This is a genomic window from Longispora albida DSM 44784 (assembly GCF_000379825.1).
GTDB lineage: Bacteria > Actinomycetota > Actinomycetes > Mycobacteriales > Micromonosporaceae > Longispora > Longispora albida.
In genome coordinates, this window is record NZ_KB903834.1 from 445,551 (window position 1) to 469,955 (window position 24,405).

Here is a 24,405-nt window from a genome sequence, read left to right on the forward strand (position 1 = left end):
GGGCTCAGTTCGCGAACTGCCAGATCCCGAAGTCCTTCTCCCTCGGGCAGGCCAGGTACTTCTCCGTCCACGCGCAGCCTTCGAGCTTCGCCGCGATCACGCCGAGCTCGAACCGCTCCCCCGACCGGGCGCTGTAACCGGCCAGGCTGGTCTGGCCGCCGGCCACGTAGTTGGAGTGGTCGCCGAACAGCAGCAGCGATCCGCTGGTGAGCCCCTGCGGCACGCGGTCAGCCTGGCGCTGGCCGACCCGGTCGCCCTCGGCGTCGAACAGCTCGAACCACGGGCTCTTCGGGTCGAGGTCAACCCGCACTGCCACCCGGTCGCCCACCGGCTTGAGTGCCTCGGCGTTCGCGAAGGGCTTCGCCCAGGTCTTGCCGTCCGGGCCGATGGACACCAGGCGGCTGGACTTGGCCTTGTCCTCGGCCTTCGCGTTCCGGTCGTCCGCGATGTCGATCAGGCACACCCGGTCGCCGCAGACGTGGAAGTTCGGATCGCCGTGGCTGTCCTTGCCGATCTTGCGGGCCGAGCTGTCCGCCCGGTACAGGCTGGTGGCCTTCATGTCCTTGAGGTCGAAGGAGGTGACCTGGTAGCCGGGGTCGTCCGAACCCACATAGAGCCTGCCGTCGCGGACGACGTAGTGGTCGTCGGCACCACCAACGTTGGCGTACTCCTTGCCCAGTTTCATCTCCGCCACGTCCAGCACCCGTGCGTTCTTGGTGCTGCCGTTCACCAGGACCACGCGGGTGTCCTTGCGCCGGGAGTCCCACCAGCCAGGGTCGTCCTTCGTCGTGGCCGCCAGGAGCTTCGCGCCCTTCCAGCCGTCCACTTTGGCGTCGGGGGTGCCGGTCCGGTAGCTGACCCGGCTGAGAGTGCCGGTCGCACTGTCGGCCCAGAGGAAGTAGTCCTCGTAGTAGACCCACCGGTCGCCGGAGGGGTAGCTCGCCGTCCAGAGCTGCTTGCCCTTGTCGTCCGGGTCCAGTGCGTAGACCGTCGCCTGGTCACCGTCCTTGCGGAAGAAGAAGAGGGCGGAGGGCAAGGCGTGGAAGCCGTCCCAGTCGCCCTCCAGGGTGGGCAGGACATCGTCCGACCGCCACTTCTCCTTGCCGCCAACCAGGTCGTAGGCGATCACCTGGATCTTCTTGACGGTGCGGCTGCCGGCTTTCTCGTCGCGCTCGGTCGCCAGGTAGGCGACGTCAGCGGCGATGGCCACCCGGCCGTAGGTGCCGTCGCCCAGCAGCGGGACCGTCTTCTCCTGGGCCAGGTTGGCCACGAAGTCCACTTCGGAGTAAGGGTCGCGGAGGAGGAAATACAGGCCCGCGGTCACGGCCAGGACGAGCGCCAGGCCTGCGGCGAGCAGCCAGGGCAGCTTCCTTCTCTGATTTTGTACCGGAGCCGGCGCCCCCACCTCCCGCTCCGCCGGACGGGCCGCTCCCGGCATGACCTGGGTCGTCTCCGGCGGCAGCTCGGCGAGCGCCCCCTCGGCGACGGGCAGCTCGGGCTGCTCCAGCACCGCTGGCGCGATGCCCAGCTCGGCGTGCAGCGCCCGCGCGACCAGCGGTACGCGGGACGAGCCGCCGACCAGGAACAGCCCGCCGAGCTGCTCCGGGGTCAGCCCGCACCGCTCGATGACGGCCTTGGTCTCGGCCACGGCGCGCCGGAGCAGCGGGGTGGCGATCGTCTCCAGCTCGGCGCGGGTCAGGTGGAGGGCCTGTTCCAGGCCGGGTACCGGTACGGGGGCCGACGCCGCGCGGGACAGCATCTCCTTCGCGCCCCGGACGTCCTCCCAGAACAGCCGGCGGGCGCGCCGGTCCTGCGCGGTCTGCGGGTTGCTGAGCGCCGCCCAGACGCGCGGGTCGGCGTGGGCGATGATCCGGCCGAGGTGGCTGACGAGGGCGGCGTCGAGATCGAGCCCGCCCAGGTCCTCCAGCCCGCCGGAACCCACCACGGTGAACTGGCCACTGTGCTGGCCTGGGGGCTCAGATCCTCGGCGCCACTCCTGGCCATCTCCCGGTTGCTGACCGATGCCTGTGGTCTTCGCCCCGTCGTTCTTCACGACGGCGATGTCGAGCGTGCCGCCGCCGAAGTCGAAGACGGCGAGGGTGGAGCCGACCGGGATGGGCCGCCGCATCGTGCCGGCGAAGTACCGTGCCGCCGCGACCGGTTCCGGGACGAGCCAGATCGGCGGCCAGCCTGCCTGGTGGGCCGCGCGGAGGAGGACGTCGCGGCGGACGGAGCCCCACGAGGCCGGGTACGTGACGACGGCGCGGGGCACGAAGCCGACCGCCTCGACCGCCGACACCCCGACCTGGTGCAGGATCGCGGCCAGCAGGTCCACTGTGGGCACCTCGAACCCGCCGAGCAGTACGGTCCGCTCGTCGATCCGCTGCTTCGGGTTGGGCTCGAAGCGGGAGGGGTCGAGCTGGGCGACCCGGGCGGCGTCCCGGCCGACGTGCAGGCGGCTGTCCTCGTCGAGGTACACGCCGGACGGGAGGACCGGCTGGCCGTCGAAAAGCAGCGGCTGCACACGCCCGTCGGGCCTGCGCAGCATCGCTACCGTGTTCGAAGTGCCGAGGTCAACGCCGATCGAGTACCCATCCACGCGGGCGATCGTAGTCTTTGGCCGCCAGCAGCACTCCGAGGGCAGTCAGTGCGATCAATGCCGTACCGGCCACATAGGTCGGCAGGGTCGGCCGCAGCAACGGCTCTGCCCGGAGCGCCTGCCACGTGACCAGCGCGATCAGGCCGGCGTAGGAGGCAGAGGCCACGAGGACGACCCGGGTGCGGGCGGCGGCAGTGAGCCTGCGCACGCGTACCAGGAAAAGGGCCAGGAACGGAATCACCTGCATCGCGTGCATGCCAATGAAGTGGGGAATCCGCAGGTCACCGCCGACCGTGCTCCAGGTGAGCCCAGGGATGCCCGGGCCGCCGTCCGGCACGCCGACGCTGTGCGCGCCCGCGATCGGGAGCTTCTGGCCGGGCTGGGCCGCCGCGAGCTGCTCCGGGGTCGGGATGACCATGAGGATGCCGAGCGCGAGCCCCGCGATCATGATGAGCAGGCCGAGCCGGATCGCCCACTTGAGCGCCTTGTCCGTCTGGGGCTGGAAGAGTGCCAGGATGGCGATGCCCAGCGCCGCTGCCCACAGCACGTAGATGGTCTGGCCCATGACGATCCCGAGGTTCACGTCGAACGGGGTCTGCTGGTTGAAGTGGAGCTGACGGCCCCGGATGCCGATCTGGAACACGATCAGGGCCATCTCGACGGCCAGCGCCCCCGCGACGATCGTGCCGAGCCACCACGCCGTCCGGCGGGCCTTCCGCTGGAAGGTCAGCAGCCAGGCTAGGGTCGCGCAGTAGATGCCGACGGAGATCGAAAATTTGAGCGGCTTAAGCCAGACCGGGACGTTGACCGATTGACGATCGTCGAAGACGAGTCCCGCGGCGCACACCAGCACGAGAACGGCCATCGCGGCGGACACAGCGAGCAAAGGGCGGTGCCACCTGGCATTCCGGGCGGCGGACACCGGAGGGGTCGCTTCGATGATCATGGGTGTGAGCCTGCCAATGAACGCAGGGCGAATCATTGCGACAGACCCCCCGATCTGGGGTGGGGCTAGCCCTACTACGTTCCGCGTTCACCTTCCGGCCAGGTTTGATTCGCCGTCAGGGCACCGGGCGGCTCTAGCGTGCGGCTCATGACACGCCCTCAGCTCCCGCTCTTCTCCGCCCACAGCAACCGGACGGCGATGACCTGCCAGTACCGGTGCGGCAACGCCTGTGACCACCCGGCTCCGAACGAGTCGTCCAACGAGTACTTCGGTGCCGAGATCTCCCGGCGCGGCATCTTCAAGGCCGGTGCTGGCGCGGCGGGCGCGGTGGTCGTCGCGGCCAGCCTCGGCGCCGCTGGCGACGCCGCCCCGGCCTTCGCGACCGACGAGACCCCGGTCGTCCCCGAGACCAGCGCCGCCCCGAAGGCGAGCGTCCCGTCCTCGCTGACCTTCAAGCAGATCCCGCCGAACACGCTCGACGCTGTGGTCGTGCCCAACGGCTACGACCACTCCGTCGTCATCCGGTGGGGCGACGCCGTGCTGCCCGGCGCCCCGGCGTTCAACGCCTGGAAGCAGACCGCCGAGGCGCAGGCCGCCCAGTTCGGCTACAACAACGACTTCGTCGCGGTCCTCCCGCTCGACCGGCGCGGCAAGCGCGCCCTGCTGGTGTGCAACCACGAGTACACCAACGAGGAGCTCATGTTCCCCGGCTTCACCAGCCTGGACAACATGACCGTCGAGCAGATCAAGATTGCCATGGCCGCGCACGGCATGAGCGTCGTCGAGCTGGAGCGCAACGACGGCGAAGGCAACTGGCGGGTGGCCTCCGGCAAGAACGGCCTGCCGTACAACCGGCGGATCACCGCCTCCGGCACCGTCTTCGAGCTGACCGGCCCGGTGGCCGGCCACGCGCTGGTGCGCACCGCCGCCGACCCGACCGGCCGCAAGGTCACCGGTACCCAGAACAACTGCGCCGGTGGCGTGACCCCGTGGGGCACCGTGCTGTCCGGCGAGGAGAACTTCAACCAGTACTACGTCGGCGGCGACGGCGCCCCGGAGGAGCTCAAGCCGGCCCTCAAGCGCTACGGCATCGACACCACCAAGCGGTACCCCTCGGGCAGCCGCAAGTGGGACCGGGCCGACTCCCGCTTCGACCTGACCGCGCACCCGAACGAGTTCCACCGCTTCGGCTGGGTGGTCGAGGTCGACCCGTTCGACCCGCAGTCGACGCCGAGGAAGCACACCGCGCTCGGCCGGTTCAAGCACGAGGGCGCCAACGTCATCCTGGCGAAGGACGGCCGGGCCGTCGCGTACACGGGTGACGACGAGCGCTTCGACTACCTGTACAAGTTCGTCTCCGACAAGAAGATGGACCCGTCGAAGTCGGCCCGGGCCCGCAAGCACAACCTGAGCCTGCTGGAGTCCGGCACGCTCTACGTCGCGAAGTTCGACTTCACCTCGGCCGCCGAGGTCGACGGCTCCGGCAAGCTGCCCGCCGACGGTGGCTTCAACGGCACCGGTACGTGGATCCCGCTGGTCAAGGGCAACAAGTCGATGGTCGAGGGCATGACGGTCGAGGAGGTGCTGGTCTTCACGCGTCTCGCGGGCGACAAGGTCGGCGCTACCAAGATGGACCGCCCGGAGGACGTCGAGCCGAACCAGCTCACCGGCAAGGTGTACTGCGCGCTGACCAACAACTCCAACCGCGGCAAGGCCGGCTTCGCCGCCGCCGACGAGGTCAACCCGCGCAACAGCAACAAGCACGGCCACATCCTGGAGATCACCGAGAACGGTGGCGACAACGCCGCCGAGACCTTCACCTGGGCGCTGCCGATCGTCTGCGGCGACCCGGCCGACGCGTCGACCTACTTCATGGGTTACGACAAGACGAAGGTCTCCCCGATCTCCTGCCCGGACAACGTCGCCTTCGACGGGGCCGGCAACCTGTGGATCTCCACGGACGGCAACGCGCTCGGCACCAACGACGGCCTGTTCGCCGTGCCGCTGGCCGGTCCGGAGAAGGGCCGCCTCAAGCAGTTCATGACCATGCCGTACGGCGCGGAGTGCTGCGGCCCGTTCGTCTACGAGGACAACCTGTCGGTGTTCGTCGCGGTCCAGCACCCCGGCGAGGTCGGCGGCGCGACCCTGGAGAAGCCGGCCTCCAACTGGCCCGACGGTGACTTCGCCAAGCCGGGCATCGTGGTGACCTACCGCCGCGACGGCAAGGCGATCGGCCACTAAGTGAGTGTGGGACCCCTCATGCTGCTATAGCAGCATGAGGGGTCCCACGATCTTCAGACCACGTCGAAGTTGGCCATCATGGCCATGTCCTCGTGCTCCAGGTTGTGACAGTGCAGCATGTACCGGCCCTGGAAGCCGTCGAACTTCGCCAGCACCTCCACCACCTCGTACGGCCGGACGTCCACAGTGTCCTTCCAGCCCCCGTCCAGCGGCCCCGGCCCGCGCCCGCCCCGGGACAGCACCTGGAAGTGAGCCAGGTGCATGTGCACGGGATGGTGGAAGTCACTCGTGAACCGCCACAGCTCGACCGTGCCCAGCTTCGGGCTGGCCAGCGAGGCCGACGTGTCGTACGGCTTCCCGTTGATCGTCCACTTGCCGCCGAGCAGCCGGAAGTCGAACTGCCGGGTCGCCACGGCCTGCTCCCTGGTCAGCTTCGGTACCTGCGACAGCACCGCCGGAATCCGCGAGTCGTCCTGACCGGCCCTGGTGACCACGAACTTCATCACGTCCCGCGTCCGGCCCTCGCCGAGCGTGTTGGCCAGCACGACGGACGAACCGGGCTTCACCGCCGAGAAGTCCACGACCACGTCGTAGCGCTCGCCGGGCGCGATGGTGATCTCGCCGTGCTCCACGGGTACCGGGAGGAGGCCGCCGTCGCCGCCGACCTGCGTGAACTTCAGCCCGCCGCCGAGGGTCAGCGTGTACCGGCGGGCGTTGGAGCCGTTGACGAGCCGGAAGCGGTACCGGACGGCCTCCACCTCCAGGAACGGCCACGGCCTGCCGTTCACGAGGATCACGTCGCCGAACACGCCGGACATCCACTCGTCCGTCACGCCGGGCTTCGTCAGCGTCGAGTCCAGCGACGGGTAGCGGAACTCGCCGTCCGCCTCGAAGGACCGGTCACCGATGATCAGCGGGATGTCCCGTTCCTTCCTCGGCAACGGGAGCGCCGACTCCTCGGCATCGGTCACCAGGAACGCCCCGGCCAGCCCCCGCCACACCTGCGGGGCGCTGAAGTCCATCCGGTGGTCGTGGTACCAGAGGGTCGCGGCCCGCTGGACCATCGGGTACTCGTAGTCCTTGGCCTGGTCGTGGAACTTCCAGTCCGCCATGTTCATCGCCATGCCACCGTGCCCGGTGTGCGCGGCGTGCACGTTGTAACCCTTGGGGGCGACCAGATCCGTTGGGAAGCCGTCCGAGCCGGCCGGGGTGACGCCGCCGTGCAGGTGCGTCGACGTCGGTACCGGCAGCTCGTTCTTGACCTTCACCACCATGCGCCGCCCGGCCTTACCCATGAAGGTCGGCCCGGGGAAGATCCCGTCGTAGCCCCAGATCGTCGTCTTCGTACCCGGGATGATCTCCACCTTGGCCGCGCGCTGGGTGATCTCGTAGTAGTCGGTGGTGTCGTCGCGCCGGACGGACTTGGCGACCGGCGGGATCAGCAGCGGCACCTTGAACGCATCCGGCAACGGCAGCCTGCTCTCCAGCATCGTGCCCGTGCCGCCCTCGTTCGGTCCTCCACACCCGGCGACGACCGCGACCGAAGCCCCGCCGGCCAGGGCGAGCAGCGTACGCCGGTTCACCGCTGCGCCCACTTCGGACGGTAGGTGAACGACCAGAACACCAGGCAGGCCGCGATCCCGAAGATGGTCACGCCGAGCGGGATGTGCAGCTCCAGCGCCCGGGAGTACCCCGCGCCGATCTGCATCCCGATCACCGGCCACAGCAGGAACGTGAACACGATCGGCCACCACGGGCCGCGACCCGGCCGCCAGACGAGGAACGCCGCGGCCACGAGCGCGAAGGAGGTGAGGATGATCAAACCGCCGTTGAGGCTGTGCATCGACAGCAGGCCGACCTTGCCGCTGATGAACCCGCCGGCCAGCGCGGCCTGGCAGAACACCTGGATCAGCAGCAGCACGCTGAGCACGCGGAACGGGACGATGGGCCAGCGAGCGCCCTGTCGCTGCGGGACGGGAGAGGGGATGGGGGCTGACATGCCCTCAGTTTGCGATCTTGAAGAGCGCGCAGCCATCCGGAGTCGCCCGGATCTCACCCCGGTCTGGCTCCCCTAGGGGAAGTCGCTGTCCATATCGGACGAATGCCGGCTCAGGCGACCTTGCTCAGCTCGACCGGGCAGCCCAGGCGCTCGCCGGCCACGTTCAGCACCCGCTCCAGATCCCGCCACATCCGGGCCTGCATCCCGAGGTGCGCGACGCCCGCGACGAACTCGGGATGCGAGGCGCGCACATTGTGGACACTGTGGACGATCAGGCTGCCGGAGCCGTACGACTCGACGAAGTGCACGCCGCCGAACCAGCCCTGCGCGGCGATCAGATGCTTGGCCGGGTCGGTCTCCAGCTCGACGTAGTCCCGGCCGTCGGCCTGCGCGCGGAACCAGCCGGGGCCGCCGGTGACCGTCCGGGCCAGCCCGGTCTCGCTGGCCAGGATCAGCGCGTTGGCTGCGGACACCTGGCCGGGGCTGATCTCCAGCAGCAGCTCGGACACCTGCTCCCGGGGTGCAGCGACCATGCCGTACACCGTCCACTGCGGGGCGCTGCCGATCATGCGGCCGATCAGTCCGTTCATGCCTCCGATGATCTGCCCGGCCCCGTCCGGGCCGCGACCCCGCCCCGCCCCCGGTGGGACGCATCTTGTTCGCAGGCTGGCCAAATGGCATGCTCCCCACACGTGCCGTGGGACGGCGTGGGACGGGGGAAAGCAGTGACCAGCCAGCTGAGCCAGGAGCTGCGCAGAATGCGCGACCTGTCGGGAAAGAGCCTCAAGGAACTCGAACGGCACACCCACACCAGCGACTCGTCCCTCTCCCGGTACTTCAGCGGCCGGCTGCTCCCGCCCTGGCCCGTCGTCGCCGCGCTGTGCAAGGTGGTCCGGCGCGACCCGCGTGAGGTACTGCCGATGTGGGAGGCCGCGCGCAACCGGGCGTCCGGCAAGACCGGCCGCAGCGACCTCCCCCGCGACGTCGCCGACTTCACCGGCCGCGAGGCGGAACTGGCCGAACTCGCCGAGCTGCTGGAAACGCCCAGCCCCGCCATCACCGTCATCGACGGCATGGCCGGGGTCGGCAAGACCGCGCTGGCCGTACACGCGGCGCACCGGCTCGCCGCCCAGTACCCGGACGGGCAGCTCTACATCGACCTGCACGGCTACACGCCCGGCCACGATCCGCTCGAACCGGGTACGGCGCTGCGCATGATGCTGACAGCACTCGGCCTGCCCAGCTCCGCCATCCCCCAGACCCTGGAGGAACGCGCCGGGCTGTGGCGCGCGGAGCTGACCGCCCGGCGAGCCATCGTCGTCCTCGACAACGCCGCCGACGAGGCCCAGGTCCGCACGCTGTTACCCGGCCGGACCAGCAGCCTGTTCCTGGTCACCAGCAGGCGGCGGCTGGCCGGGCTCGACGGCGTGCCGCCGCTGTCGCTGGACCTGCCGCCCGACTCCGAGGCCCGCGAGCTGTTCACCCGGATCGCCGGCGCGGCCCGGTGCTCGGCCGAACCGGAGGCGGTGAGCGAGGTGCTGGCCCGCTGCGGGTACCTGCCGCTGGCCGTCCGGCTCGCCGCGACCCGGCTCCGGCACCGTCCCACCTGGAGGGTCGCCGACCTGGCGGAGCAGCTCGGCGAGCAGCAGGCCGGGCTGGGCGGCACGTTCGAGCTGTCCCTCACCCAGTTCAGCCCGGCCCAGCGGCGGGTCTTCCGGCTCCTCGGGCTGATCAGGGCCGGGGACTTCGACGCGTACGCTGCGGCTGCCGTCGCCGGGTGCCCGCTGGCCGAGGTCCGGGACCTGCTGGAGGAGCTGGTCGACGCGCACCTGCTCCAGCAGCCGCGCGCCGGGCGGTACCAGTTCCACGACCTGCTCCGCCAGCACGCCCGGCAGACCGTGCCAGCCGAGGACCGGCCAGAGTCGCTGACCCGGATGTACGACTACTACCTCCACTGCGCGATGACCGCCGCGAACGTGCTGGGCATCGTCGGGCGGGCCGGGGAGCCGGGGCTGCGCGTGCCCGCGTACACCCCGGATCTGAGCACCCCGGCCGGCGTGACCGGCTGGTTCGACGCCGAGCTGGGCGGGCTGGCCGAGCTGATCCGCTCGGCGGGGGAGGAAGGCCGCGACGCGCACGCCTGGCAGCTGGCCAGGGCGCTCACCCGGCACTTCTTCATCCGTACCAACAACAGGGAGTGGGTCACGATCGGCCAGCTCGGCCTGGCAGCCGCACGCCGGGCCGGGGACACCGAGGCAGCGGCCGGGCTGCTCGGCGGCCTCGGATACGCCTACGCCGAACTCGGCCAGCACACCGAGGCCCGCCAGCACGCCGAAGCCGCCCTGGCACTCGCCACGGAAGACGTCGCCCGCGCCGACCTGTACTGCCTGCTGGGCGCGCTGCTCGCCCGCCTCGGCCAGTTCGGCCCGGCCGAGGCCAAGTTCCGCGAGGGCCTGCGCCTGCACCGCTCGATGAGCGCACGCGAACCCCGGACGGTGTGGTGCGAGATCAGCCTCGGCCGGCTGCTCACCACGACCGGCGCGTGGGACGAGGCCCGGGCGATCCTCCAGATGGCACTCCAGTCCACCCGCGAACACCGCGACCCCTTCGCCGAGACCATGTGCCTCAACGCCCTCGGCGAGCTGTACCTGGCCCTCGGCCTGCTCGCCGAGGCCCGCCACCAGTTCGGCTCAGCCCTCACGCTGAGCCGCACCGTCAGCCACCGCACCGAGGAACCCGTCGCCGTCAACGGGCTCGCCAACGTCGCCCGCCGCACCGGCTCAGCAGCCGAAGCCATCGACCTCCACGAACAGGCGATGGAACTCGTGCACCTCTGCGGCTCGGAACGCCGCAAAGCCACCATCATGAACGACTACGCCGAATCCTGCCTGGCTGCCGGGCGGCCAGAGGAGGCCGTCGTCGTCCACCGCGAGGCCCTCGACCTGAGCCGGCGGCGCAACGACCAGTACGAGGAGGCCCGCTCCCTGGTCCGCCTCGGCTCCGCCACCGGCGACCAGCCCCTGGCCGACGAGGGCACGCGCCTGTTCACCCTGCTCGGCGTACCCGCGGGCTAGGCCCAGCCGGCTCGGGCGGCGTGCCAGCCGAGCTGGATCCGGGTCTGGACTCCGGCCAGTTCCATGAGGCAGTGGACGCGGCGCTGGACGGTGCGCATCGACATGCCGAGATGCCCGGCGATCGAGCGGTCGGTGAGCCCGGCCAGCATCAGGGCGAGGATGCGGGCGTCGTCCGGGTCAAGGCTGGAGTCGGCGGCTGGTTGTAAGGGGCGCGCGTGTTCCCAGTACGCCTCGAAGAGGGCCGCGAGGGCTTCGAGCAGCCCGCTGGAGTGCAGGAGCACCGCGGCTGGCTCGCCGTGCGGGTCCGGGGGCAGCGAGACCAGCGCCAGGTCACGGTCGGCCACGATGAGCTTGACCGGCAGGGTCTCCGTGACGCGTACCTCCTCGCCGGCCGCAGTGGCCTCGACGGCCGCCTGCGCCTCCACCGGGGATTCGAGAGCGGCGCGTTCGACGATCACGCGGTACCGGATGCCGCGCTGGACGAGCGCCTGCTCGACGGTGTTCTCCTCGGTGCGGACGACCGTGGCGCGGGCGGTGACGAAGGCGCGGACCTCGGTACGGGCGGCGCGCTGGATCTGGTCGACGCGCTGCCGGATGCCCTCGGCCCCGTTGATCACCTCGATCAGGTCGCCGAACGGGCGCCCGGCCACGGCCCGGCGGTGTTCCTCGGCGAGGGCAGCGATGGCCACCTCGGCACGGCGCAGGTCGTCGTGCCGCTGGCTGAGGACCGCGCCGAGGGCCACGGCCGGCGGGGCCGCGACGTAGCGGTCGAGGTCCGCGCCGGAGCGGGCGGCCAGGCCACGGGCCGCCAGCAGCTCGAGCGCGTGCCGGATCTCGGCGGTGCCGCACCCGAGGTCAGCCGCGAGCTGGGCCGCCGTGGCCGAGGGCTGCGCGACGAGGCAGCGGTAGGCGTCTTCGGCGGGGCCGTCGAGGCCGAGGGCACCGAGGGTCACGTGGCGAGTATGGGCCAGGACATATTTACGTCACTAGTCCCGTGTTCAGATTGTGACGGTGAACCGCCAGCAATCAGCCCTGGTCAGACAGTCAGGCGTCATGCATCAGGCGAACATGACCGGCGCTGTCAGCGCCGTGAGGAACAGGCAGAGCGGGGAGTAGACCCTCAGGTCCCAGTGGATGTACTCCGGCAGGCCCTTGCCCATCAGGCCCATGACCAGCCCGCCGGTGCCGCGTAACAGGAAGACGCCGCAGACGACGGGGACTCCGGCGGCGTACAGGAAAAAGGGACCGGGGGCTGGCAGGACGCCGGACCGGGCAGCGATCAGGAAAGCTGCGGCGCCGAGTGCCACCGCGACGAGGGCGGTGAGCGGGCGGGAGGGGAGCTTGTCCTGCTCGACCCCGACGACGATCCGGGCGAAACGCTCCCGGGTGGACACCGGCCAGGGCGAGAACATCCAGATCACGTGCAGGAGGCCTGCGGCGAGCACGATCAGGGCCGCAGAAGCGCCGAGGATCTTCATGGTTTCGACCATACAGCACTGTATGGTTTTCCGTACAGTACTGTACGGAGCATGAAGAAGGCGCGGCTGAGCAGGGAAGACTGGACGCGGGCGGCACTGACCGCGATGGCGCGCGGCGGCCCGGGCGCCGTGGCTGTCGACCCTCTGGCCAAACAGCTCGGCGCGACCCGGGGCTCCTTCTACTGGCACTTCGCCGACCGTGAGGCCCTGCTGCGCGCCGCGCTCGAACTGTGGGAGCAGGAAGCGACAGCAGACGTGATCGCCGCACTGACGGCGATCCCCGGCCCGGAGGAGCGGCTGCGCGCGCTGTTCGGCATCGCGTTCGCGGAGGACCCGGAGGAGTTCGCCGGGCTCGAACCGTCGATTGTGGCGCACGCGCACGACCCGGTCGTCGAGCCGGTACTGCGACGGGTGACCGAGCACCGGCTTGCCTACCTGACCTCGCTGTATCGGGAGATGGGCGCCGCCGAGCCCGCCCGGCAGGGGCTGGTGGCGTACTCGGCGTACCTCGGGTGGATCGAGCTGCGGAAGATCGGGGCGGTGGGGCCGGGGGCGGCCGATCTCGAGTACCTGATGGGCAGGCTGCTGGCCAGCGAGGGCGCTGATTAGGGGTTGTTGCCAGATTTTGGCAGCGTTCGCCCTATCTTCGGAGTATGAAGAAATGGGTGATCGGCCTCATCATCGGCGGTGTCGTCCTGCTGCTGTGCTGCGTCGGCGTCGGCCTCTTCGGATACAAGTTCTTCCAGAAGGCCACCGCGACACAGTCGGCATACGACCAGGTCCAGATCGGACAGGACCGGTCGCAGGTGGAGGACATCATGGGCAGCAGCGGGCTGCCGTCCGACAACACCAAGAACCCGCCTGCCGGTACCGAGTGCCGCACGTGGATCAACAAGGACGGCGGGAACGACGCCTTCGAGATCTGCTACGCGAACGGCAAGGTCACGACGAAGACGATGTACAACCCGTGATCTGACCAGAGGTTGGCTGCCGGGCCGGCAGGCATGATCATGTGTGAGTGGATCTCACTGACGAGCGCGGGACCGAGGTCCCGCCCGCGGAACACACCGAACAGCGCGTCATCTGGGCCGAGCTCTTCTTCGACCTGATCTGGGTCTTCGCCATCACCCAGATCACCGCGTCCATCGCTGGCGCCACCATGCCGTGGCCGACCCTGATTCTCCTCGTACCACTGTGGTGGGGTTGGGTCGGCACCACGATCATGAGCAACGCCGCCGGTGCGCGGCTCGACGGGTTCCGTGGCCGGATCGGGCTGTTCGCCCTCGCCGGGTGCGGGCTGGGCATGGCGGTGGCCGTGCCGCACGCCTACGAGTCGCTCGGCTGGGTGTACGCCGGCTTCTACCTGGTGCTCCGGCTCGGGCTGTGGCTGGCCGTCGGGCACATCGCCGGCGGGCGGCAGAAGCTCAACCCGTTCGTCGTCAGCCTGTTCGTGAACGGTCCGCTGTTCGTCGCGGGCGCGCTGCTGCCGGGCGGCTGGCGGATCGCCGTGTGGAGCGTGGCCGTCGGGCTGGAGCTGCTCAGCCCGGTGGTACTGCGGCGGCGGATCTCTGGCTGGCGGTTCGAGACCGAGCACCTGCCGGAGCGGTTCGGCCTGTTCGTCATCATCGCGCTCGGCGAGACGGTGGTCGCGGTCGGTGCCTCCGCCCGGGGTACCGGATCGGACGCGCTGACCCTGCCCGTCGCCTTCCTGGTCATCGTCACGCTGTGGTGGACGTACTTCCACTTCGGCGCCTCGGCGGCCCGGCACGCGATCAGGTCCTCCGCCGACCAGCTGCGGATCGCGCAGCAGGTGTTCACGTACGCCCACCTGCTCTACGTCATCGCGATCATCTTCGTTGCCGTGGGGCTGAAGAAGACGGTCGCGCATCCCTACGAACTCCCGCACAAGGCAGCCGAGCTGCTGCTCGCGCCGGGCATCGCGCTGTACCTGGCCGGCTTCTGCTACTCGCGCTGGCGGATGTTCGGCGGGATCGGGCTGACCCGGCTGGCCGGTGCCGTGGCCGCCGCCGGGCTGGCGTGCGCGGCACCGTTCCTGCCGCTGGTGGTCACGGCGGGGCTCGGCGGGGCGCTGCTGCTCGGGCTCAACGCGTACGAGGCGTGGCGGGTGGAGACGGGACGGCCGCTGCTGCTGGTGGGGCGGGACCGGGTACGCGGATGAGTTTGGGGGTTTTGTGCCTGCCGCTTGAGGAACCCGCAACTTTTTGCGGGTTTGGATCCGGCGCCTGAGGCAGGCTCTCCGCCGTGACAATGACACTGGTAGCACCGAAGTACTACCCTTCACCTATGGCCGTCGAAAAGCTCAGCGTCTCCCTCGACAGCGCCGTCGTCGACCGGGCGCGCCGGGCGGCCGAGGCCGAGGGGATCTCCCTGTCCGCCTGGCTCAACCGAGCGGTCGAGCACACCCTGGACGTGACTGACGCGCAGGAGGCAATGGCCGAATACATCGCCTACTACGGCGAGCCGGACCCCGAGGAGATGGAACGCACTGCGGCCAAGCTCCGTGAGGCCGGCTTCGGCCAGCCCGAGAGCCCAGAAGACCACGCAGCCCGGATGAGGGCTCTGGCCATCATCCGGGGCGAAGCGGAGCCGCTGCGATGAGCAAGACGCAGAGACGCAAGAGTCAGAGGGCGAACAACGCGCACAAGACGGTGATGACGGAGCGGACACTGGTTCTCGATGCCGGAGCGCTCATCGACGTCGATCGCAACCCCCGTGGCGAGGCCATGCAAAGTTGTCAGCTCGCGCACCGGGAGGGCCGCCGTCCCATCCTGCCCTCGGTCGTGCTCGGTCAGGTCTGGCGGGACCATCGGCGCCAGCACTCACTGACCCGGCTCCAGGAGGTCTGTGAGATCTTGCCTTTCACCGAGGACACCGCCAGGAAGGCTGGCGTTCTGCTCGGCGAGAGCGGGACCTCGGACGTCGTCGATGCCGCAGTGGTCGTGGCGGCGATGGAACACAACGCGACCGTGCTGACCTCCGATCCCGGAGATCTCCGGAAAATCGCCGAAGCGGTCGGCTTCCGCATCAAGCTCGCCGTGCTCTAGGCAGAGCCAGGCTCTGAACGCCACCGCGACCAGGGAACCTGGGCAGGTTCCCTGGTCGTGGGGCTGCTCACGGCGGGTTGACAGGGTTCTGCGGGGCTCGGGACACTGGCCGGTGCGTGACTGACTGGGGGAAGCCGGTGAGATTCCGGCGCTGACCCGCAGCGGTAAGCCCCGCCACGAGAGCACGGCAGGGGACAGCCCGATCGCCCGGCAGGCGCGCATCAATCACCCCTCCCGTCGAGGTCTACGGGATGGCGCCCGGCACCGTGCCCGGGATCCATCATGGACCCGGAAAGGTAGCTGACATGCGCCGGACACTCGCGTTCGCGGCCGTGGCCGCAACGGCGGCACTGTTCGCGGCCCCCGCCCAGGCGGCCCCCGCCCAGACGGCAGCGCTGACGACAGACAAGACCAAGGCGGCGGCAGGCTGGCTGGCCGGGCAGGCGAAGGCCGACGGGTACCTCGAGTCCTCCTACGTCGACGAGCAGGGCAACACCCAGACCTTCCCCGACGCTGGCCTGACGGCCGACGCGCTGCTCGCGTTCAACGCGGCCGGGGTCGCGCAGGACAACGCCGCGAAGGCCGTGACCTGGTTCGGGGCGAAGGCGAACCTGGACGGGTACGTCGGCGACGGGACGACCGAGTCCTACGGCGGCCAGCTCGGCAAGCTCTCGCTCGCGCTCAGCGGCCAGGGTGCCGACCCGAAGAACTTCGGCGGGCGTGACCTGCTCAAGGAGCTGGCGGCGCTGGAGTCGAAGGAGGGCCGGTACGTCAACAAGTCCGCCTGGGGCGACTACAGCAACGTGCTGGGCCAGTCGTACGGGGTTCTGGCCGTGACCAAGGCCGAGGGCAAGGCTCCGGCCAAGGCCACCGGGTACCTGGTGGAGAGCCAGTGCACCGACGGTGGCTTCCCGCAGAACTTCGGCCAGGAGAAGTGCGAGAGCAGCGTCGACGCGACCGGGGTCGCGGTGCAGGCACTGCTGGGCGCCGGCCGTACCGAGGAGGCGGACGCCGGCCTGGCCTGGCTGCTGAAGGCGCAGCAGGGCAGCGGCGGGTTCAACGACGGCTCGGCTGACCTCGGCAAGCACCCGGTCAACGCCAACAGCACCGGCAACGCGCTCCAGGCCCTGCGGGCCGGCGGTAAGACGGCGGCTGCGGACAAGGCGCTGACGTTCCTGTACACGCTCCAGATCGGCTGCTCTGGTCCCGAGGCGCAGCGTGGCGCGGTCACGCACAGCGGGAAGTTCACCGAGAGCCAGGCGCCCCGGGCGACGACGGGCGCGGTGCTGGGCATGGCCGGCACGCCCCTCCTGAAGATCAGCTCGGCGGGGGCCAGCAAGGCCGCCCCGAAGCTCGACTGCACCCCGGCTCCGACGCCGGCCCCGACCACCACCCCGACCGCGACGCCGGCCCCGACCACAGGCGCGGCCGTCCCGCCGGCCGAAAACCCCGCCAACCCCGGTGAGCTCGCCAAGACCGGCGCGCAGATCGGCGTCTTCCTGGCGATCGGTGGCGGCCTGCTCGCCGTCGGTTCCCTGATCCTCGTGCTCGCCCGGCGGCGATCGGCGTGACCCGGAGGTTCGCCGCCGCCGCGCTGCTCACGGCGGCAACAGCGGCGGCGATCACCGTACCGGCCGCCCCTGCTCAGGCGGCCTGCTCCGGCGTGACCGTGATCGTCGACTTCGGCGGCGGGCGCGTGCAGTCGGGGTGCGCGGCCGGCGATCCGGGTTCGGGTCTCGCCGCGTTGCGCAACGCCGGGTTCACGTTCACGTTCGTGCCCGGGCAGAACGGCATGGTGTGCACGGTCAACTCCGTGCCAGACCCGTGCAACGGCGCGCCGGCGAACGCCTACTGGTCCTACTGGCACGGCCAGGGTGGGCAGTGGCAGTACAGCGATGTCGGTGCTGGCGGGCACAATCCGGCACCGGGTGACGTCGAGGGCTGGGCGTTCGGCCCCGGCAAGCAGCCAGGTGCCGCGCCGCCTGCCCCGCAGCCCCAGCCCCAGCCGGTTCCGACGACTGCTCCGCCGGTCCCGCAGCCTCAGCCGCCTGCGCCGGCCCAGCCCCAGCCACCAGCGCCGGGAGCCACGAGGAATCCTGGGCAAGTCCAGCCGGGTGCCACTCCGGCTGAGGTTTCCCCGGTACCTGCTGCCACACCGGCACCCACCGCCGCTCCCACGCCGGAGTCCACCCCGGAGGGCCGCACAGCTGAGCCTTCCGCCAGCTCGGAGCCCGTCCCCGCGAACGCGAACGCCGAGCGCGCGGCCGACGAGCAGGGCCTGCCCTGGGTCGTCGGCGTCGTCCTGCTCCTCGTGATCGCTGGCATGGCCGCCGGGCAGGTGTGGAAGAGGCGGCGTGCCTGACCGGCTGCACCCGGCCGCGTGGTGGGTCTGGGCGCTGGCACTCGGTACGGCGGCCAGCCGGACGACCAACCCGTGGCTGCTGCTGCTCGCCGTGGCCGTGGCCGGCTACGTCGTGGCCGCCCGCCGCTCCGACGAGCCGTGGGCCGGCTCGTACCTGGTGTTCCTGAAGTTCGGCCTGGCCGCCGTCGGCTTCCGGCTCGTGATGCACGCGCTGCTCGGCGGGGTCGAGGGCGAGACGGTGCTGTTCAGCCTGCCGGAGGTCCCGCTGCCCGGCTGGGCGAAGGGCATCCGGCTGGGCGGCCCGGTGACCGCTGAGGGCGTCGTCGCCTCCCTGTACGACGGGATGCGGCTGGCCGCGCTGCTCGCCTGCCTGGGCGCCGCGAACGCCCTGGCGAACCCGAAGCGGCTGCTGCGGAGCATGCCGGCCGCGCTGTACGAGGTCAGCGTCGCCGTCACTGTCGGCCTGACCGTCGCGCCCCAGCTCGTGGCGAGCGTGAAGCGGGTGTGGCGGGCACGCGAGCTGCGCGGCGACACGAAACGCCGGGCGCGGACGGTCCTCGTACCCGTGCTGACCGACGCGCTGGACCGGTCGCTGGCGCTGGCCGCCGCGATGGACTCGCGCGGGTACGGGCGGCGCGGGCCGGGTTCGAAGCTCGCCGGCGGGCTGGTGCTGGCCGGGCTGCTGGGGGCGTGTTTCGGGCTGTACGGGCTGCTGGACGGTACCGGGCCAGCGGCCGCCGGTGCCGTCGTGCTCGTGCTCGGCTTCGGTCTCGCGACGGCCGGGCTGGTGGTCGGCGGGCGGCGGGTCGGGCGGACGACGTACCGGCCGGACCGGTGGCGGGCGCCCGAGTTCCTGACTGTCGCGAGTGGACTCGTTCCCGCCGTCGTCATGGCGGTGTTCCCGGACGGGCTCTCCCCGGCCTTCGCGCCGCTGGCCCTGCCCGCGCTGCCGGTACTGCCAGCCGCCGGGCTGCTCGTCGCGCTCCTGCCCGGCTTCGTCGCGCCCGCTCCGTCACGAGGTACCAAATAATGATCTTGTTCGAGAACGTCAGCGTGACCTACCCGGAGGCCGCTGCCCCCACCATCAGCGGGGTTGACCTGCACGTGCCGGAAGGCGAGCTGTGCCTGCTGGCCGGGCGGACCGGATCGGGCAAGTCGACCCTGCTGAAGTGCGTGAACGGGCTCGTGCCGCACTTCACCGGCGGTGAGCTGGCCGGGCGGGTCGTCATCGGCGGCCGCGACACCCGTGACCACCCGCCGCGCGAGCTGGCCGACCTGGTCGGCTACGTCGGGCAGGACCCGGTGGCTGGCTTCGTCACCGACCACGTGGAGGACGAGCTGGCCTACGCGATGGAGTCGCTGGGCCTGCCGAACACCGTGATGCGCAAGCGCGTCGAGGAGACCATCGACCTGCTGGGCCTGGCCGACCTGCGCGGGCGGGCGCTGGCGCAGCTCTCCGGCGGGCAGCAGCAGCGGGTCGCGATCGGCGCGGCGCTCACCGCGCACCCGAAGGTACTGGTCCTCGACGAGCCGACATCAGCGCTGGACCCGGGCGCGGCAGAGGAAGTACTGGCAGCCCTGCACCGGCTCGTCTACGACCTGGGCGTCACCGTGCTGCTCGCGGAACACCGGCTCGAACGCGTCGTGCAGTACGCCGACCGGGTCGTCCTGCTGCCATCCTGCGAATCCGGCGACCCAGGCCCGGCGCTGGCCACCTCCGAGGTCGCCCCGCCCGTCGTCCGCCTCGGCACGCTGATGAACTGGGACCCGGTACCGGTGTCGATCCGCGACGCCCGCCGGGCAGCCCGGGGCATCGAACTGCCGGCCAGCACCCCGGCGGCAGCACAACCCGCGACCGGCGGCCGGGTCGAGGTACGCGGAGCCAAGCTGCGCTACGCCGGCGTGCCGGCCCTCTCCGGCGTCGACTTCACAGTGGACAGTGGCGAGCGCGTCGCCATCATGGGCCGCAACGGAGCCGGCAAGTCGAGCCTGCTGTGGGCGATGCAGGGTACGGGAGCCCTGGACTCGGGCACCATCTCCGTCGACGGCGTGAACACGCGGAAAGCCAAGGCCGGCGAGCGCCGCAAGCACGTCGGGCTCGTCCCCCAGCAGCCATCCGACCTCCTGTACCTGGAGACCGTGGCCGGCGAGTGCGCGCAGGCCGACCGGGAGTCCGGAGCCGAGCCCGGCACGGCCCGCGGCATCCTCGACCGGCTGGCACCGGGCATCTCCGGCGACATCCACCCGCGCGACCTGTCCGAGGGGCAGCGGCTCGCGCTCGTCCTGTCGATCGCGCTCAGCGCCCGCCCGGCGGTCGTCCTGCTCGACGAGCCGACCCGCGGGCTGGACTACCCGGGCAAGGCGGCCCTGGCTGCCCTGCTGCGCGGCCTCGAAGCCACAGTGCTCGTGACGACACACGACGTGGAGTTCGTGGCCGAGTACGCCGACCGGGTCGTCGTCCTGGCCGACGGGGAGATCGTCGCGGACGGGCCGGCCGCCGAGGTCGTCACCGCATCCCCCGTGTTCGCCCCGCAGGTGACGAAGGTCTTCCCCGGGTACCTGACTGTCGAGCAGGTCGCCGAGGCGCTGCGGTGATCCGGCTCCGGGCACGGTCCGTCGCGGCCCTCACGCTCGCCAGCGTCTTCGGCCTGGCCGCCTTCTGCTGGCCCCTGATCATCAGCCCAGCCTCGGGCCTCGCGCACGGTGCCGACGCGCCGTGGGTGTTCGCGCTGATGCTGCCGCTGATCCTGGCCGTGGTGCTCGCCGAGATCAGTGAGGGCGGGCTCGACGCCAAGGCCGTGGCGATGCTCGGGGTGCTGTCGGCGTGCGGGGCTGCCGTCCGGCCGCTCGGTGCCGGTACCGCCGGGATTGAAACCGTGTTCTTCCTGCTGATCCTGGGCGGCCGGGTGTTCGGGCCCGGCTTCGGGTTCGTGCTCGGCGCGACGACGCTGTTCACGTCCGCGCTGCTCACGGGCGGAGTCGGGCCGTGGCTGCCGTACCAGATGCTCGCGGCCGCCTGGTTCGGGCTCGGGGCCGGGCTGCTGCCCCGGCGCGTGCGGGGCTGGCAGGAGCCGGTGATGCTCGCCGGGTACGGCGCGCTGGCCAGCCTGCTCTACGGGCTGCTGATGAACCTGTCGTTCTGGCCCTTCGGTACCGGGGCGGGCAGCAGCTCCCTGTCATACGTGGCCGGTGACCCCATCCTCGACAACCTGGTCCGCCTGCTCGGCTTCATGCTGGCCACGTCGATGGGCTGGGACGCAGGCCGGGCGCTCACCACCGGCATCCTCATCCTGGTCACCTCCGCCGTCATCCTCCGCGTACTCCGCAGGGCTGCACACCGGGCCCGTTTCACGCGCTGACCCTGAGACAGCAGGTCAGGGGCAACTCAGGGTCCGTCACCGATGCCGAAGGGCCGAGCGCAGCGGATCGTTGATGACATGACGACGACATTCAGCCAGTCCAGCACCAGCAGGTTCACCCGGCCGCGGTCGGGTCGGATGATCGGCGGAGTGTGCGCCGGGATCGCCGACCGGTTCGGTATGAAGCACGGCACCGTGCGGCTCCTCTTCCTGCTGTCCTGCCTGCTGCCCGGCCCCCAGTTCCTCATCTACCTGGCCCTCTGGCTCTTCATGCCGGACCGCGGCTACTAAGAGCCTCAGCCCCCGGCCACCGACGGCAGTACCTGGATCTCCGCCCCGTCGGGGGCCAGGGTGTCGAGCCCGGCCGGTTCGCCGTCCACGTACACGTTCACGTAGCGCCGGATCCGGCCGCTCTCGTCGCGGATCCGGCGCTCCAGCCGGGGGTGCGAGCGGGCGAGCGCCGCGAAGATCTCGGCCAGCGACCCGGGGTCGGCCGGCAGGCGCGCCGCGCCGCCGGCCTCGGTCCGCAGCACTCCCGGAATCAGGATCGTCACCACTGGTCATCCCCCCGGGTCGTACTCACCATGCCGCTGCCCGTACGCAGACCACGTCCGGCAGGTGCGAGGCGATGAGCTGCCAGTGGCCGCCCTCGTCGCGGCTGCCGTACACCTCGCCGTTGCGGGTGCCGAAGTAGACGCCGGCGACGGGGGCGTCGTCGCAGCACATCGCGTCGCGCAGCACCGTGCCGTAGTGGTCGTCGGACGGCAGGCCCTCGTGCAGCGGCTGCCAGGTCGCGCCGGCGTCCTCCGAGCGGAAGACCTGGCAGCGGTACCCGGGCGGCCAGCGCTTGCCGTCGGCCTCCAGCGGGTACGCGTAGATCACGCCGGGCCGGTGCGGGTGGTTGACCATCGCGAAGCCGAAGTCGCTGGGCAGGCCCTCCGCGATCGACTCCCAGCTGGACCCGCCGTCCTCCGAGCGGTACACGCCGTGGTGGTTCTGGGCGAAGAGCTGCTCCGGCCGGGACGGGTGCCGGGAGACCTTGTGCACGCACTGGCCGAACTCCGGCCACGGGTCGGGCAGGAAGTACGCCTTGATGCCCTTGTTGCCCGGCTCCCAGGACTCGCCGCCGTCGGCTGTCCGGTAGACGCCGCCGGTCGACATCGCGACGAGGATCGAGTTCGCGTCGTGCGGGTGGGGCAGGATGGTGTGGATGGCCTGGCCGCCGAAGCCCGCGCCCCACTGTGGACGGTGCGGGTGGTCCCACAGCGGCCGGACCAGCTCGTACGTGACGCCGCCGTCGGCGGATCTGAACAGCGCCGACGGCTGGGTGCCGGCGTAGACGACGTTCGGCTCGGTGCCGGGGGCCAGCTGCCAGACCCGTTCGAGGGTGGTGCCGGTGTCGGCGGGGAAGGCGATCGGGGCCGCGTCCGGCTCCTCCCAGGAGACGCCCAGGTCGTCGCTGGTCATCACGCTCGGGCCGAAGTGCGAGCTGGTCACGCCGGCCAGCAGCCGGGGTGCGCCCCGCCGCCGGTCGATCATCACGGAGTAGACGGCGGTCATCGGGAAGTGCGGGCCGGAGATCTCCCAGCTGCGCCGGTCGTCCTCGCTGAACGCGAGGAAGAGCCCTTTCCCGGTACCGATCGCGAGCAGCACTGTCATGCCGACAGTATGACCTGCGCCACACCGAACTCGCGGCTGGTTGCGCCCCGCTAGAACACGTGTCGGAACGTCGGCACGATGCCATCATGCTCATCTATATTTACGTGCATGAAACTCCAACCCCTCATCGCCTGTACCCTGCTGGCCGTCCTCGCGGCCCCAGCACAGCCGGCCGCCGCGTCGGCCACCCTCGGCCCCGCGACCGTCACCGGCCAGGGCACGTACAACGGCTCCGTGTCCCTGCCGGCGAACCAGCGCCCGGACCTCCAGTACGAGCTGACCGACCCCACCCGGGGCAACAACAAGGTGCTCGACTGCCGCACCGGCACCGGCTCCCCGATCGTCAGCCCCGACCCGGTCTTCGGCGGCGGCTTCGAGAGCATCGCCGTCGACGCGATGTACGCCCTGACCAAGACCTGGGACTACTTCAAGAACACGCACGGCCGCGCCGGGATGGCCGCCGACGGCAAGGGCGTGACGATCTGCCTGCGCAACGGCACGGCGGGCAACGCGACCTGGGACGGCACGAAGCTGCTCGTCACCATCGGCTCGGACGGCAAGGCGCTGACCTCGCTCGACATCATCGGCCACGAGCTGGCTCACGGGTACACCGAGCACATGGTCGCGGGCGGCCTGACCTACTCGGGAGAGTCCGGCGGGCTGAACGAGGCGACCAGCGACATCTTCGGCACGATGGTCGAGTACAGCGCGAACAGTCCCGGTGACCAGCCGGACTACCTGATCGGCGAGAAGGTCGACATCTTCGGCAACGGCACGCCGCTGCGGTACATGTACAACCCGCCGCTGGACGGGTCCTCGCACGGCTGCTGGTCGACCAGCACGCAGAGCGTCGACGTGCACTACTCCTCCGGCGTCGGCAACCACTTCTTCTACAACCTCGCCGAGGGCAACGGCTCGCTCTCCCCCGCGTGCGCCGGCGCGCCCCCGGTGACCGGAATCGGGCGGGCCAAGGCCGAGAGGATCTGGTACCGGGCGCTCGACTTCTACTTCACCTCCAACACGAGGTACGTGAGCACGGGCAGCAACGCGCGGAACGCGACGCTGAACGCCGCCGCGGACCTGTACGGCCGCTGCTCCACCGAGTACCGGGCGGTCCAGGCGGCGTGGACGTCGGTGAAGGTGGCCGGCAACGACGCCTCCTGCGACAACCTGATCGGCAACGGCACCTTCGAGGCCGGCGCGACGGCGTGGACCGGTACCGCAGGCGTCGTCACGAACTCCGCCAGCCGCCCGGCGCTCTCGGGTACCTGGAAGGCCTGGCTGGGCGGCGACGGCGTGACCGGTACCGAGACGCTCACCCAGAGCGTGACCTTCCCTGGCACTCCGGCGACGCTCACGTTCTGGCTGCGGATCGACACGGCGGAGAAGACGACCACCGTCGCCTACGACCGGCTGACCGTCTACGCGGGCACCACCCAGCTCGGCACGTTCAGCAACCTGAACGCCGGGGCCGCGTTCCAGAAGGTCACCTACCCGGTCACGGCCGGGGCTGGCCCGCTGGCCGTCAGGTTCGTGTCCACGGAGGACGTCTCGCTCCAGACCAGCTTCGTCATCGACGATGTCACGCTGACCGTATAGCTACGCACCGTGATTATGTGACGA

Annotated in this window: 23 protein-coding genes and 1 riboswitch; of the genes, 14 read left to right on the forward strand and 9 right to left on the reverse strand. The window is 70.8% G+C overall.

Annotated features, from left to right (window positions below; genetic code table 11):
• Positions 1-4: 4 nt before the first annotated feature.
• Together A3G1_RS38880 and A3G1_RS36255 are read right to left on the reverse strand one after the other, a co-directional pair.
• Entirely contained in the window at positions 5-2,599 is a 2,595-nt protein-coding gene (locus A3G1_RS38880) for an Hsp70 family protein (protein WP_051110615.1), read from the reverse strand.
• A complete protein-coding gene (locus tag A3G1_RS36255; RefSeq protein WP_018351774.1) occupies positions 2,574-3,545 on the reverse strand; it encodes a hypothetical protein in 972 nt (323 codons plus the stop codon). Before A3G1_RS36255 ends, A3G1_RS38880 begins: the two co-directional genes overlap by 26 nt.
• 147 nt (positions 3,546-3,692) lie before the next feature.
• On the opposite strand from A3G1_RS36255, the gene A3G1_RS0122620 reads away from it, so the two are divergent.
• The gene (locus A3G1_RS0122620; RefSeq protein WP_040479381.1) at positions 3,693-5,786 is read left to right on the forward strand and encodes a PhoX family protein; all 2,094 of its coding nucleotides are present in this window, start codon (positions 3,693-3,695) and stop codon (positions 5,784-5,786) included.
• Positions 5,787-5,839: 53 nt separating this feature from the next.
• On the opposite strand, the gene A3G1_RS0122625 is transcribed toward A3G1_RS0122620, so the two are convergent.
• The 3 genes from A3G1_RS0122625 to A3G1_RS41200 all read right to left on the reverse strand — a co-directional run bounded on the left by A3G1_RS0122625 (position 5,840) and on the right by A3G1_RS41200 (position 8,375).
• On the reverse strand, positions 5,840-7,369 hold the full coding sequence (locus tag A3G1_RS0122625) for a multicopper oxidase family protein (RefSeq protein ID WP_245563568.1): 1,530 nt from the start codon (positions 7,367-7,369) through the stop codon (positions 5,840-5,842).
• On the reverse strand, positions 7,366-7,785 hold the full coding sequence (locus A3G1_RS0122630; RefSeq protein ID WP_157641284.1) for a hypothetical protein: 420 nt from the start codon (positions 7,783-7,785) through the stop codon (positions 7,366-7,368). The genes A3G1_RS0122625 and A3G1_RS0122630 overlap by 4 nt, the downstream gene beginning before the upstream one ends.
• A 110-nt stretch (positions 7,786-7,895) precedes the next feature.
• Complete coding sequence (locus A3G1_RS41200) at positions 7,896-8,375, reverse strand: hypothetical protein (protein WP_018351778.1); 480 nt, start codon at positions 8,373-8,375, stop codon at positions 7,896-7,898.
• 135 nt (positions 8,376-8,510) lie between these two features.
• On the opposite strand from A3G1_RS41200, the gene A3G1_RS36260 reads away from it, so the two are divergent.
• Positions 8,511-10,859, forward strand: coding sequence for an XRE family transcriptional regulator (locus A3G1_RS36260; RefSeq protein WP_018351779.1), 2,349 nt, complete (start codon positions 8,511-8,513; stop codon positions 10,857-10,859).
• Here A3G1_RS36260 and A3G1_RS0122645 read toward each other — a convergent pair.
• Positions 10,856-11,812 carry a helix-turn-helix domain-containing protein gene (locus A3G1_RS0122645; RefSeq protein WP_018351780.1) on the reverse strand — a complete coding sequence of 319 codons (957 nt, stop codon included), beginning with the start codon at positions 11,810-11,812 and terminating at the stop codon, positions 10,856-10,858. The two genes, A3G1_RS36260 and A3G1_RS0122645, sit on opposite strands and share 4 nt — an antisense overlap.
• A 105-nt stretch (positions 11,813-11,917) precedes the next feature.
• Positions 11,918-12,337 (reverse strand): DUF3995 domain-containing protein, encoded by a 420-nt coding sequence (locus A3G1_RS38885; protein WP_157641286.1) that lies wholly within the window; start codon positions 12,335-12,337, stop codon positions 11,918-11,920.
• Between the two features lie 51 nt (positions 12,338-12,388).
• Here A3G1_RS38885 and A3G1_RS0122655 point away from each other — a divergent pair, with 51 nt between their 5' ends.
• The 11 genes from A3G1_RS0122655 (at position 12,389) to A3G1_RS0122705 (ending at position 21,414) form a co-directional block, all read left to right on the forward strand.
• Positions 12,389-12,946 carry a TetR/AcrR family transcriptional regulator gene (locus tag A3G1_RS0122655; RefSeq protein ID WP_018351782.1) on the forward strand — a complete coding sequence of 186 codons (558 nt, stop codon included), beginning with the start codon at positions 12,389-12,391 and terminating at the stop codon, positions 12,944-12,946.
• Between the two features lie 44 nt (positions 12,947-12,990).
• Positions 12,991-13,308: a hypothetical protein gene (locus A3G1_RS0122660; RefSeq protein ID WP_157641287.1), complete on the forward strand. Its 318-nt coding sequence runs from the start codon at positions 12,991-12,993 to the stop codon at positions 13,306-13,308.
• A gap of 47 nt (positions 13,309-13,355) precedes the next feature.
• Complete coding sequence (locus tag A3G1_RS36270) at positions 13,356-14,516, forward strand: low temperature requirement protein A (RefSeq protein ID WP_018351784.1); 1,161 nt, start codon at positions 13,356-13,358, stop codon at positions 14,514-14,516.
• 125 nt (positions 14,517-14,641) lie between these two features.
• Positions 14,642-14,956 (forward strand): hypothetical protein, encoded by a 315-nt coding sequence (locus A3G1_RS36275; RefSeq protein ID WP_018351785.1) that lies wholly within the window; start codon positions 14,642-14,644, stop codon positions 14,954-14,956.
• Positions 14,953-15,402 carry a type II toxin-antitoxin system VapC family toxin gene (locus A3G1_RS0122675; protein WP_018351786.1) on the forward strand — a complete coding sequence of 150 codons (450 nt, stop codon included), beginning with the start codon at positions 14,953-14,955 and terminating at the stop codon, positions 15,400-15,402. Before A3G1_RS36275 ends, A3G1_RS0122675 begins: the two co-directional genes overlap by 4 nt.
• Before the next feature lie 104 nt (positions 15,403-15,506).
• A riboswitch (cobalamin riboswitch) is annotated at positions 15,507-15,631 on the forward strand.
• A gap of 76 nt (positions 15,632-15,707) precedes the next feature.
• On the forward strand, positions 15,708-16,973 hold the full coding sequence (locus A3G1_RS36280) for an LPXTG cell wall anchor domain-containing protein (RefSeq protein WP_018351787.1): 1,266 nt from the start codon (positions 15,708-15,710) through the stop codon (positions 16,971-16,973).
• On the forward strand, positions 16,970-17,764 hold the full coding sequence (locus A3G1_RS36285; protein WP_018351788.1) for a hypothetical protein: 795 nt from the start codon (positions 16,970-16,972) through the stop codon (positions 17,762-17,764). Before A3G1_RS36280 ends, A3G1_RS36285 begins: the two co-directional genes overlap by 4 nt.
• Positions 17,757-18,794, forward strand: a complete 1,038-nt coding sequence (locus A3G1_RS0122690; RefSeq protein ID WP_018351789.1) for a CbiQ family ECF transporter T component — start codon at positions 17,757-17,759, stop codon at positions 18,792-18,794. Before A3G1_RS36285 ends, A3G1_RS0122690 begins: the two co-directional genes overlap by 8 nt.
• Complete coding sequence (locus A3G1_RS0122695) at positions 18,794-20,359, forward strand: ABC transporter ATP-binding protein (protein WP_018351790.1); 1,566 nt, start codon at positions 18,794-18,796, stop codon at positions 20,357-20,359. The genes A3G1_RS0122690 and A3G1_RS0122695 overlap by 1 nt, the downstream gene beginning before the upstream one ends.
• Positions 20,356-21,123: an ECF transporter S component gene (locus A3G1_RS0122700; RefSeq protein WP_018351791.1), complete on the forward strand. Its 768-nt coding sequence runs from the start codon at positions 20,356-20,358 to the stop codon at positions 21,121-21,123. Before A3G1_RS0122695 ends, A3G1_RS0122700 begins: the two co-directional genes overlap by 4 nt.
• A 78-nt stretch (positions 21,124-21,201) precedes the next feature.
• Entirely contained in the window at positions 21,202-21,414 is a 213-nt protein-coding gene (locus A3G1_RS0122705) for a PspC domain-containing protein (RefSeq protein WP_018351792.1), read from the forward strand.
• Positions 21,415-21,419: 5 nt separating this feature from the next.
• Here A3G1_RS0122705 and A3G1_RS0122710 read toward each other — a convergent pair whose 3' ends face one another.
• Together A3G1_RS0122710 and A3G1_RS0122715 are read right to left on the reverse strand one after the other, a co-directional pair.
• Positions 21,420-21,677 (reverse strand): MoaD/ThiS family protein, encoded by a 258-nt coding sequence (locus A3G1_RS0122710; protein WP_245563569.1) that lies wholly within the window; start codon positions 21,675-21,677, stop codon positions 21,420-21,422.
• Between the two features lie 25 nt (positions 21,678-21,702).
• Entirely contained in the window at positions 21,703-22,782 is a 1,080-nt protein-coding gene (locus tag A3G1_RS0122715) for a WD40/YVTN/BNR-like repeat-containing protein (protein WP_018351794.1), read from the reverse strand.
• 108 nt (positions 22,783-22,890) lie between these two features.
• Between A3G1_RS0122715 and A3G1_RS36290 the strand changes: the two genes are divergently transcribed.
• Positions 22,891-24,381 carry a M4 family metallopeptidase gene (locus tag A3G1_RS36290; protein ID WP_018351795.1) on the forward strand — a complete coding sequence of 497 codons (1,491 nt, stop codon included), beginning with the start codon at positions 22,891-22,893 and terminating at the stop codon, positions 24,379-24,381.
• Positions 24,382-24,405 lie beyond the last annotated feature (24 nt).

Excerpts from the sequence above, each read along its gene's own strand:
- A3G1_RS0122620 (WP_040479381.1), top strand. The coding sequence starts at position 3,693 with ATGACACGCCCTCAGCTCCCGCTCTTCTCCGCCCACAGCAACCGGACG.
- A3G1_RS0122705 (WP_018351792.1), top strand. The coding sequence starts at position 21,202 with ATGACGACGACATTCAGCCAGTCCAGCACCAGCAGGTTCACCCGGCCG.
- A3G1_RS0122660 (WP_157641287.1), top strand. The coding sequence starts at position 12,991 with ATGAAGAAATGGGTGATCGGCCTCATCATCGGCGGTGTCGTCCTGCTG.
- A3G1_RS38885 (WP_157641286.1), bottom strand. The coding sequence starts at position 12,337 with ATGAAGATCCTCGGCGCTTCTGCGGCCCTGATCGTGCTCGCCGCAGGC.
- A3G1_RS0122630 (WP_157641284.1), bottom strand. The coding sequence starts at position 7,785 with ATGTCAGCCCCCATCCCCTCTCCCGTCCCGCAGCGACAGGGCGCTCGC.
- A3G1_RS0122675 (WP_018351786.1), top strand. The coding sequence starts at position 14,953 with ATGAGCAAGACGCAGAGACGCAAGAGTCAGAGGGCGAACAACGCGCAC.
- A3G1_RS36280 (WP_018351787.1), top strand. The coding sequence starts at position 15,708 with ATGCGCCGGACACTCGCGTTCGCGGCCGTGGCCGCAACGGCGGCACTG.
- A3G1_RS0122715 (WP_018351794.1), bottom strand. The coding sequence starts at position 22,782 with ATGACAGTGCTGCTCGCGATCGGTACCGGGAAAGGGCTCTTCCTCGCG.
- A3G1_RS36290 (WP_018351795.1), top strand. The coding sequence starts at position 22,891 with ATGAAACTCCAACCCCTCATCGCCTGTACCCTGCTGGCCGTCCTCGCG.
- A3G1_RS0122695 (WP_018351790.1), top strand. The coding sequence starts at position 18,794 with ATGATCTTGTTCGAGAACGTCAGCGTGACCTACCCGGAGGCCGCTGCC.
- A3G1_RS36275 (WP_018351785.1), top strand. The coding sequence starts at position 14,642 with ATGGCCGTCGAAAAGCTCAGCGTCTCCCTCGACAGCGCCGTCGTCGAC.
- A3G1_RS36255 (WP_018351774.1), bottom strand. The coding sequence starts at position 3,545 with ATGATCATCGAAGCGACCCCTCCGGTGTCCGCCGCCCGGAATGCCAGG.
- A3G1_RS0122655 (WP_018351782.1), top strand. The coding sequence starts at position 12,389 with ATGAAGAAGGCGCGGCTGAGCAGGGAAGACTGGACGCGGGCGGCACTG.
- A3G1_RS41200 (WP_018351778.1), bottom strand. The coding sequence starts at position 8,375 with ATGAACGGACTGATCGGCCGCATGATCGGCAGCGCCCCGCAGTGGACG.